Origin of the sequence: uncultured Veillonella sp., assembly GCF_915069625.1 — a bacterium.
Classification (GTDB): domain Bacteria; phylum Bacillota; class Negativicutes; order Veillonellales; family Veillonellaceae; genus Veillonella.
Genome location: NZ_CAJZFD010000067.1, coordinates 1 through 9,813 on the forward strand (window position 1 = coordinate 1; position 9,813 = coordinate 9,813).

Below are 9,813 nucleotides of genomic sequence, written 5' to 3' on the forward strand. Positions count from 1 at the left end.
CATATTTACAATATGACCTTCATTTTTATCAATCATGAAAGGCAATACCGCTTTTGTTACATATAAAAGGCCTTTCACATTGGTATCAATCATAGTCACCGCATCAGCAACAGAGCTATCTTGGAAAGGATCAAGCCCTTGAGCAAGACCGGCATTATTTACAAGTACATCAACGCCACCAAAAGCCTCGATAGCTGCAGGAACCTTGCTTTCAACATCCTCACGACTACGCACATCAAGAACCAAAGTCTCAACACGTACGCCATATTCCTTAGACAAACGAGCCTGTACCTCACCCAATAACTCAGCACGACGGCCAGAAATCAACACATTATCGCCATGCTTGGCATACGCCTCTGCAATACAAAGACCAATACCAGACGTTGCACCAGTGACAAAAACATTACGAGCCATAAAAGCCTCCTCATCATCAATCCGTTCTATTCTAATAAGTTCATTATACCATTATAAAAAACAAAAAACGCTACCCTACCACCTATAAACAACAAAAATAGTGTATACATAGGCGCAGAATGTATTTAAAAGCCCCCATAAAGTGGCTTATGGATTTAGGGATATGATAGGATACCCTTTCTGAAAATGACATCCTATCTCCCATCTAAATAAATTTGTGTAGCAGCTTAAATTTAGAGTGTAAATATTTGAGCTCTACTACAGTAGGAAAGGCAAATAGGGATACCTATTCGAAGCCGCCTTGGGCGCTACGTGTACCACTCTTCCCCTTCCCCCAAATGATATATTGACGCATCTGAAGGAAAAGCGCATAGAAATGAAAAAGGATTACCGTTCCGGAAGCGACTTAGGTCACTATGGAGCCTTTCACTAATCCCTAGAATGATATGCTGATGTATCTGTATGTAACGCTAAGATATTTGAGCTCTACTGTAGCTAGAAAATAAATAGGGATACCTATTCGAAGCCGCCTTGGGCGCTACGCGTACCCATGAAGGCTGAGGATAGGTATCCCTATGGTTTATTAGGTTTTACGAGGAGAGCTCAAATACTCTTGCTCTTTATTTCAGATGCGCCAACATATCATTTAACACTTCCATGCAATCCCCCACAATGCCATAGTTAGCGTGTTGGAAGATTTCTGCGTTTGGATCGTTGTTGATAGCCACGATTGTGTCAGCACCGGAGATACCGCTCACGTGTTGGATAGCACCGGAGATACCAAATGCCAAGTATAGTTTAGGGCTTACAGTTTTGCCTGTTTGGCCTACTTGGTATGGCAATTCAATCCAGCCTTTTTCAACGAGTGGACGTGTAGCACCTACAACGCCACCGATAGCATCAGCTAGTTCGTAAAGTTTATCGAAGTTTTCTTTAGAGCCCATGCCACGGCCACCAGCTACGATAATATCCGCTTCTTGGATATTGTAACCATCTTTGCTGAACGGAATGAAGTCGAGGCGTTTCATGCGAATATCTTCAGGCTTGAGATCAAATTGTTCAATTTGAATACGGCCCCAGCTATCTGCAATACGTTCAGGCTTTTTGAACACGTTAGGACGTACGGAGCCCATTTGAGGACGATGGTTTGGAGAAATGATTTCCGCCAAGATATTACCGCCCAAGGCAGGACGTGTCCATTCTACAAGGCCTTCATTCGTATCTACCGTTAAGATCGTACAGTCTGCTACAACGCCGTTTTGCATGCGACCAGACATGCGAGGCGCCAAGTCACGACCGTTGTTAGTAGCACCAATCAAGAGGATATTCGGCTTATGATCTTCAAAGAAGTCTGTTAACACCTTTGTGTATCCATCTGTTGTGTAGTATTTCAAAAGCGGGCTTTCAAAAACGTGAACGATATCGGCACCATGTGCTACGAGTTCCTCTGCTTCGGTTTGAACATTCTCGCCCAATAGCATAACTTGAACGAGCTGGCCCAATTCCTTAGCGATACGGCGAGCTTGGCCGATCAGTTCATACGTAACCGGATGCACCACGTCATCGATGGTATCGGCTACGACAAAGACGTCTCTATATTCATCAAAATTTGTCACGGCCATTACCGGTCACCTCCTTTAGAACCTTCATCACCTTTAGCAGCTGCTACCGCCTTAAATTCACTAGGGGATACGCTTTCAACAGACGCAGCCCGTTGCACAGGGTCTTTTACATCTACACCCTCATCATTGTCCTCAGCCACCTCAACAGGCGCATCATTTGGCACTAATAGATGGGCAAATTTATCTGGTTTAATATGGTAAGCCAATTCGAGAACCTTTTTAGCCCCTTCCTCTATGGATGGCAACATTTCTACCTTACCGCGGAGAGGTGGTTGGTACACCTTGCGCACACGCGTAGGGGAACCGTTAAGACCGATACGGCTTTCATCAATATGCGGCATATCTCGCAATGTAACGTGAGTAATGGTATAACGTTTCGCATAAATAGAGCTCCAAAGGCCTGGTTGGCGTGGCTCGTTGAGCTCAGCTGTCGCTGTAACCAATAACGGCAATGGAACCTCTACGATTTCATAGCCATTTTCATGTTGTCGTTTTACAACTGCTTTTTGAGCTGCTTGATCTACAGATAGTTCACAAGCATAGGTAGCTTGCGCCATACCGAGTTCCTCTGCAATTTGAGGGCCTACTTGTGCCGTATCGCCATCGATAGCCTGCTTACCACAGAAAATGATTTGGAACTGGCGGTTCATAGTCCGTTGAATATGACGGATGGCAGACGCAATGGTATAGCTTGTAGCCAATGTATCGGCGCCACCGAATGCGCGGTCTGTAACGAGTACCGCATCATCAGCACCGAGAGCTAAACATTGGCGAAGCGCTTCTTCCGCCTGTGGAGGCCCCATGCTGACAACTGTTACACGACTACCTTCATATTGATCTTTTACCGCCAATGCCGCCTCTAACGCATGCATATCATCAGGGTTTACAATGCTAGGCAAGCCTGTGCGGATGAGATTATTTGTTTCCGGATCCAGCTTAATCTCAGATGTATCTGGAACCTGTTTGATACATACTAATAACTCCATACACTCACCCCTGTCTAAATTCTACGCCCTTAGCGTTACGCGGATATTTCCAAGTTTTTACGATTGTTTCACCACAAAGAACACGGCATGTACCGCATTCTAAGCAACCGGCGAAATCAAAGGCTAAATCGCCGTTTTCTTGCAATGTATATAGACCGGCAGGACAGCCATTGACGAGTTTCATTTTCTCTTCAAGGCTAAAACCAGCGCCATCCACCAAGATATGAGGAGACGTTTCATCTACATAATATTTATTGGAGCCCAAACGCTCTTCTAGTTTCATAGGGAACGCACCCCTTTCCAAGCATCACGAATCAAGGTAAATAGACCAATGTCTCCGACACGGCGCATCATTTTCTTCATCATTGGTACTGCACCATCACCGTTTACAGTGAATACGTCGCGCATCAAATTGTTAACAAATGCTGGGTATTCATTGAAAATACGCGGATGTGTGGCAAGGAATTTAGGCATATTTTTGTAACGCTTCAAGTCCTTCAGTAACCAAGAAGCCTTGATTTGACGTTCATACAATTTAGCTACGCGATCCATGTTTTCGTCGCGCAACGCTACGTTAACTGCATCTGCTGCGCACATACCGGACTCGATAGCAAGGTCCATACCACGAATAGTATACCCAAGGTTCATACACATACGTGCCGCATCACCAACAATAATGTAACCATTACCGCCCAATTTAGGCATCGATTTATAGCCCCCTTCAGGTACGAGGTGGGCACTATGCTCTTTTAATTGGCCATTTTTTAACAATGGTGCAATTCTTGGATGGCTTGTGAAAGCTGAAAGCATGTCGTCTACAGAACGATCCGCTTTACCGATGTCTTCAAGGCCCACAACCATGCCCACAGAAAGGCTATCTTTATTTGTATAAATAAAGCCGCCCCCCAATAAGCCAGAGGTCATATCGCCCAACGTAAGCCATGCCATGCCATCATCACCAGACAGCATGAGGCGATTTTCGAGGTCCTCTTTTTTGAGTTTGTATACCTCTTTTACACCTACCGCCATAGTGCTTGGATCGGTAGGAGCTGTGAGGCCTGCTTTTTCTAATAATAGTGTATTAGAGCCTTCTGCGATGATAACGAGCTTTGCATATACTTCATCATCGTGGCAACGAACGCCCACAACGCGTTGTTTCTTACCTTCACCTTCAGTAATAAGGTCTGTTACTTGTACATTGGATACGAGAAGAGCACCCTTTTTCTCAGCCTCTTCAGCAAGCCATTTATCGAATTTAGCGCGCAATACTACGTAGGATTCTTCGTTCGGTTGTCCATCTTCGTAGCTGTATTCAATAGTCGTCATTTCATTGCCAGCGCCAATAGAAATGCGTTCTTTTGTTACCTTACGTTCCAATGGGGCACGGTCTCTAAAGTCCGGTACTAACCGTTCTAAAGAATGCGTGTAAATACGTCCACCCATCATATTTTTAGCGCCTGGTGCAGTACCGCGTTCAATGAGTAAAACCTTTACCCGTTGCTCCGCAAGGCGTAACGCCGCTGCAGAGCCCGCTGGGCCTGCACCAACAACGATAACGTCAAATGTTTCATTGCGATCAATTGCCATATACTCAGCTCCTTTAAATCAAAGCTTAGACTTACATAAGTTCATATAGTATATATATTTCTCTATTAAGAACCAAAATACCTCTAAAAATTACCACAGAAAAATGAATATATTCTATATTTTTTAACATTATGTTGTAAATAGCTCTATAGGATGTATATATACTCATTATAAGCTTATACTATTGCATACTATTCATTACCAATAGGTGCAACAAAATTCATCAATTCGTGAAATTTATAAGTTTATCTAGCTTTCACAGTGAAAGTAGCGTATGATAAAAGTAGGAAAAACCCTATACGGAGCAACACGCGTATAATACGACCGCATAATGCAAGACCACGGTCAAGGTTAGGCACTCATTATTTTGGAATTACCAGAGGAGGCCATATGGACCCGTTAAGAATCTTGAAAGCATTATCAAATCCACATCGGTTAGATATTATATTGTGGCTAAAGCACCCAGAGAAAGAATTCGGTGTACAAGTACACACTAAAACTCTTATCGATTTCCCTAACAGTGTAAGCGTTAAGAGTATTCAAAAGCGCTGTGGTGTATCTCAATCTTCCATCTCTACATTTATGAGCATCTTAGAAAATGCAGAACTTGTAGAATCCCGTAAGATTGACCAATATACCTATTTCCGTCGTAACGAAAAGGTAATTTATGAGTTCGGCGAGTGGTATAACAAAGAGATATCCATCCAATCGGATGATATCGACAAATTATTAGAAACGGTAAACTTAGAAGATACTTCGTATCCTTTGACAGAACTAACAGAGGAATCCTCTATGCCTGGCGAACAACTCGCTGTCGAAATCAATACTAAGGGATCCGATCATGATGAAAACAGGAAATAACATTCTCCCTCACTCACCATACTTAGGGATAAAAAGAAAAGAGCTATAATACACATGCGATTATAGCTCTTTTTTATTTTTAATCATTCAATATATTTTGTAAATCTCGCCGATTATAGTAAATATGACGAACCTCCATTACATCTTCAATTACTACATAAAAGATATAAAAGTTACGTACTATAATTTTATAATATGGATACTCACGTTGTTTCTTACTCGGATATACGGCAAAAGATTCTGGACAACTTAATCTTGTGTATATAGCAGCCTCAATATCTGTAATTAGTTGATGAGCGGCTTCTCTATTATGCAGAACATAAGTTATATAATCAACAATATGATTAAGCTCCTCTTCAAATAATGGTAAAATCGTAAGTTTATATTTCCGCTCCATCGATTCTCTCCCTTACGCGACGAAATACATCGGCACCAGAGTATCGAATTTTACTTTCTTTTGCTGCAGAATCAGCTTCATCCAAGGCGTACTCAATAGGATCTGTTAATGCTGAATATTGTTCAATACTCATTAACACCATAGTTCCATATCCATTCTTAGTTAAAAATACAGGCGAATTTGTTGTAATAACGGTTTCTTCAACTTCAGGAAATTTATTACGCAAGTCTGATACAGGTCTAATATTAATCAATATATACACCTCCTTATATCATAATTCTATCATTATTTTATTAATTTTACTAACAATATTATGGCAATCAATAGTTCAACTAAAAATGCCCTCCAACAGGAGGGCATCTATTATATTAGAATTATACTTCTTCTATCGTTGTGCTTCATAGGCTCTGAATAGTTTAGATAATAATTCAGGTGCCAAGCGCAATAGGTCTGGATTTTCACAGAAGGATACGCGCAATTGTGTTCTGCCTGGATTATCTTCGCCTTTTTTACCGCTATAGAAACCATTGAGTGGAGCCATGAGGAGTGTATATTCTTTACCATCATCAAGGCTAACAGCACCGTGTTCAGCACACCAAGAGGCAAATTCTACCCCATCAAAGCCAGGTTTCGCTACCTTCCGTACGTCGATAACAAAGTAAATAGACGCTTCTGGACGAGATACGATGAAATCAGGTTCGACTGCTTTGAAACCTTCGTGAAGTTCAAAGATCATCTTACGGTAGTAATCGCGTTGTTGTTCATACCAGTTATGAAGCTCTGCATGGCTTTCATGAGCCAAAGCACCAAAGATATATTGACCTAATGTATTAGCACTAAGGTTCGCTGTATATTCGGCTACCGATTTTTCATAGCATAATTTGTTATCCGTAATGATGGCACCAATGCGTAGGCCACAAGCGTTCCATACCTTACTAGCTGTTTCAAGGCTGATACGACGGCCTTCAATGCCAGGCACATCCTTATCAGTTAACGCCCAGATACTAGATGTTTCTTTACCTTTTTCGTAAGCCAATTCGCGATAGGCTTCGTCAGAGATAATCCACAAATTATGTTTAACACATAATTTTGTATATTCGATCAATGTTTCTTTACTGAATAATTGACCTGTAGGGTTATCGTAAGGAATGATGAGCAACGCACCTGGTTTTGTATCAATGATACGTTGTTCTACTGTTTCAACAGATGGCAATTCAAATTCGCCGTTTTCATTAAGTTCACGCTCAACAGTGACTGTTTTACGACCGATACGAAGACCTACCGCATCATAGTTTGTATAAGATGGGTTGAACATTAAAAGAGGGCGTTCCTCTTCGCCAGCACCACCACATACGCCAAGCATAATGATTTCCATCGCCATAGATGCACCATCTGTTACGAGTACATTAAGGCCTGTTGTATCAAAGCCTTGGCTGCGCAAAATGTGAAGGAATGCTTCGCGGCATTCATCGGTACCTGTCGTTGGTACATACGGTACAATGCCTGTATGGAACGGGCTATCCACACCGCCCAAATCGAACAACCGACGCTGCATGGCGGGATGCATAGGACGCATTACATTACCAATAGAACCATTCACCAAAATTGGTGGGTTCTTACGTTCCAAGAATTTAATTTGTCCTAGGCGAATGCCAGATGGCTTTCGAGCCATCATATACGGCGACAATTCTGGTTGTTTCATTGAGATCCAACTCCTCTAAAAAAGAAACTGCCTCGATAGGGAGGCTATATTAACTGTAAAAGTAACAAAACCACTACATACAGCCGCAGTTCTATTCTTTACAAAGATAAAGTACTAATATATTGATATATATAGATACCTAATATTATAGTGCTTTTACTATAGAAAATCTACTAAAAACTATAAAAATAAGCCTATCATATACATAAAGAAAAGACCGAGCCCATCTAAGCTCGGTCTTTTATGCTACATCAACAATCGAACAGTTAAATCATCAAATTATCTATCAATAGATTTACGTCCATGATCATTTGTGTTCGTATTCTTTGTGGCTTTAGCTGTATGTTTTGTTGTAGAAGCCTTAGTAACAGGTTTTACCTCTTTACCTTTAGCAGGTTTAGCTTTTTCTGCTTTCACAGGCTTAGCCTTTTCTTGTTTTACCTTTTTAGGTTTTTCTTGTTTCACCTTCACAGGGTTTTTAGCATTAACTGCCGCACTCGCTGGTTTTACAAAAGCATTATTAAGGTTTGTAGCCACTTGTAATGCTACGTCAGCATTTGGCGTAGATACGATAGATTGGCCTGCTACAGTTACAGTGCCACCGCTGTAGGATGCAGAGCCTGGTGTAATTTGGTTGTTATGGTACAATCGTGCCAATTTACCAGCCATGTAATACGCCCGTTCTTCCCCTGTATAGCGGCCGCTACCTGCTGGGCTATAGATATTATCGCCATTGACGTAAACGGCGCCATTAGACACGTTTACGTGATTTCCAGAGTATGTGTACATGCGGGAAATATTATTATTTACCCGATCAGACAACTTAGGATGGTTGTTTGGTGCCACTACTTGTGAAAGTCCTTCACGATAGTGTTCCCCAACCTTGTTGCGCAATACCGCCATAGAACCAGCTGCACCGCCCACATTGTATGGTGATTCGCTTAAAATCTTGAAGCCTAATTCATCGGCTGCTTTTTCTTGGCTCATTGTAAATACTTGATTAGACAAATAGTTACCAGCTACGTTAGATAATAACCCGGCCCCTTCGCTACCATCAGCTGCAATACCTACAGCTGTAGACAGGCCGATTTGCTTTTTAGCGCCATTGATAATATCTTTATGTTCACCATGAGCAATTTCATGGGCCATTACATAGGCCAATTGATCATCATCAAGGGTATCCAAAGCACCTTTATTAACAGACATAACGCGACCAAGCGTTGCAAAGGCATTAAACTCTGTATCAGGGTTTACATAGACAACGTAAGAACGTTTTACGCTAGGAGATGCCTCTAATGTTTTCAAGATGCGTTGTACACGCGCTTGCGCTGCACTATCGTTCAAGTAACCAGTTTTCTCCTTAGTACGCGCCAAGCTTTCTTGTTGGCCTTGTTCGGAGTTATCCATTTTATTTAATGCAGTAGATACATACGCCATAGCAACAGCGCCACCAGCCAATGTTTGTACTGCACTAGATGCAGCATTCACAGGTGCTGTTTGCATAATAGCAGGCGCCATAGTCGCTGCCATAGCTACAGATAACGTAGCTGCTGTAAGTTTCTTGTTCATTCTCTCAACCTCTCGAATTGATTAACCATATAGTAATAAAACAAATTATCACACTAGATTTACACACTATGTATATAGTATCTCTTCATGGTAAATATAGAATGAATAATGGAACAATCATTCATTTATCCTAAGATTTTCCAACGGATTATTGATCATTCAAACATTGCTGACTATTGATCTGATGTTACTGGTTTAGCTGAAAGTACGACCGCTTCTTTACCATCTTTAGAAACGGCACCACCATGGGTATAGCCAACTACATCAAAGCCCGCCTCGGCACACTGCTCTGCGATGCTTTCATAATTTTCATTCTTACCACGAGTACAGGTAGAAAGATGAACCGTAGTAACACCTTTTTTCTTGAAAGACTCAATTTTCTTAGCTAGATCGCCACCACTATGCGTGAAACCGACCAACTCAATCTCCTCATCAGCATAACGCTCAAAAGAATCTGCTTTATTCATAAATGCTTTTAAACAACCGCCGCAAGAACAGCGCTGCATTGTATCCTCATTGACGAGAACTGCAATTTTTTTAGACATAAAACCTCCTATGAAAGTATAGTATAAACCTTAGTATAACATATGTATTGAGAAATGATGTATCTTAAAGCACATAAGTGAATACAAGATATATATAACCATATATGTATTATAAATAAACATGATATAA

Annotated in this window: 11 protein-coding genes; 1 reads left to right on the forward strand and 10 read right to left on the reverse strand. The window is 41.4% G+C overall.

What is annotated here, in order from left to right:
* From QZ548_RS04900 to QZ548_RS04920, 5 genes are all read right to left on the reverse strand, one after another.
* Positions 1–414, reverse strand: a 414-nt coding sequence (locus QZ548_RS04900; protein ID WP_295868780.1) for an SDR family NAD(P)-dependent oxidoreductase, incomplete at its 3' end; no start/stop codon positions are given.
* 620 nt (positions 415–1,034) lie between these two features.
* On the reverse strand, positions 1,035–2,036 hold the full coding sequence (locus tag QZ548_RS04905; RefSeq protein ID WP_060924160.1) for an electron transfer flavoprotein subunit alpha/FixB family protein: 1,002 nt from the start codon (positions 2,034–2,036) through the stop codon (positions 1,035–1,037).
* Entirely contained in the window at positions 2,036–3,022 is a 987-nt protein-coding gene (locus tag QZ548_RS04910) for an electron transfer flavoprotein subunit beta/FixA family protein (protein WP_295868783.1), read from the reverse strand. The genes QZ548_RS04905 and QZ548_RS04910 overlap by 1 nt, the downstream gene beginning before the upstream one ends.
* A gap of 4 nt (positions 3,023–3,026) precedes the next feature.
* A complete protein-coding gene (locus tag QZ548_RS04915; RefSeq protein WP_295868785.1) occupies positions 3,027–3,305 on the reverse strand; it encodes a ferredoxin family protein in 279 nt (92 codons plus the stop codon).
* Positions 3,302–4,609, reverse strand: a complete 1,308-nt coding sequence (locus QZ548_RS04920) for an FAD-dependent oxidoreductase (protein WP_295868787.1) — start codon at positions 4,607–4,609, stop codon at positions 3,302–3,304. Before QZ548_RS04920 ends, QZ548_RS04915 begins: the two co-directional genes overlap by 4 nt.
* A 390-nt stretch (positions 4,610–4,999) precedes the next feature.
* Between QZ548_RS04920 and QZ548_RS04925 the strand changes: the two genes are divergently transcribed.
* Positions 5,000–5,470 (forward strand): helix-turn-helix transcriptional regulator, encoded by a 471-nt coding sequence (locus QZ548_RS04925; RefSeq protein WP_295868789.1) that lies wholly within the window; start codon positions 5,000–5,002, stop codon positions 5,468–5,470.
* Positions 5,471–5,549: 79 nt separating this feature from the next.
* On the opposite strand, the gene QZ548_RS04930 is transcribed toward QZ548_RS04925, so the two are convergent.
* From QZ548_RS04930 to QZ548_RS04950, 5 genes are all read right to left on the reverse strand, one after another.
* A complete protein-coding gene (locus QZ548_RS04930; RefSeq protein WP_005387372.1) occupies positions 5,550–5,867 on the reverse strand; it encodes a type II toxin-antitoxin system RelE/ParE family toxin in 318 nt (105 codons plus the stop codon).
* On the reverse strand, positions 5,851–6,120 hold the full coding sequence (locus QZ548_RS04935) for a type II toxin-antitoxin system Phd/YefM family antitoxin (RefSeq protein WP_039969464.1): 270 nt from the start codon (positions 6,118–6,120) through the stop codon (positions 5,851–5,853). Before QZ548_RS04935 ends, QZ548_RS04930 begins: the two co-directional genes overlap by 17 nt.
* Positions 6,121–6,252: 132 nt before the next feature.
* Complete coding sequence (locus tag QZ548_RS04940; protein ID WP_295794581.1) at positions 6,253–7,569, reverse strand: pyridoxal phosphate-dependent aminotransferase; 1,317 nt, start codon at positions 7,567–7,569, stop codon at positions 6,253–6,255.
* Between the two features lie 279 nt (positions 7,570–7,848).
* Positions 7,849–9,138: a M48 family metallopeptidase gene (locus QZ548_RS04945; protein WP_295868793.1), complete on the reverse strand. Its 1,290-nt coding sequence runs from the start codon at positions 9,136–9,138 to the stop codon at positions 7,849–7,851.
* A 173-nt stretch (positions 9,139–9,311) separates the two neighbouring features.
* Positions 9,312–9,683, reverse strand: coding sequence for a CGGC domain-containing protein (locus tag QZ548_RS04950; RefSeq protein ID WP_105089551.1), 372 nt, complete (start codon positions 9,681–9,683; stop codon positions 9,312–9,314).
* Between the last annotated feature and the right edge of the window lie 130 nt (positions 9,684–9,813).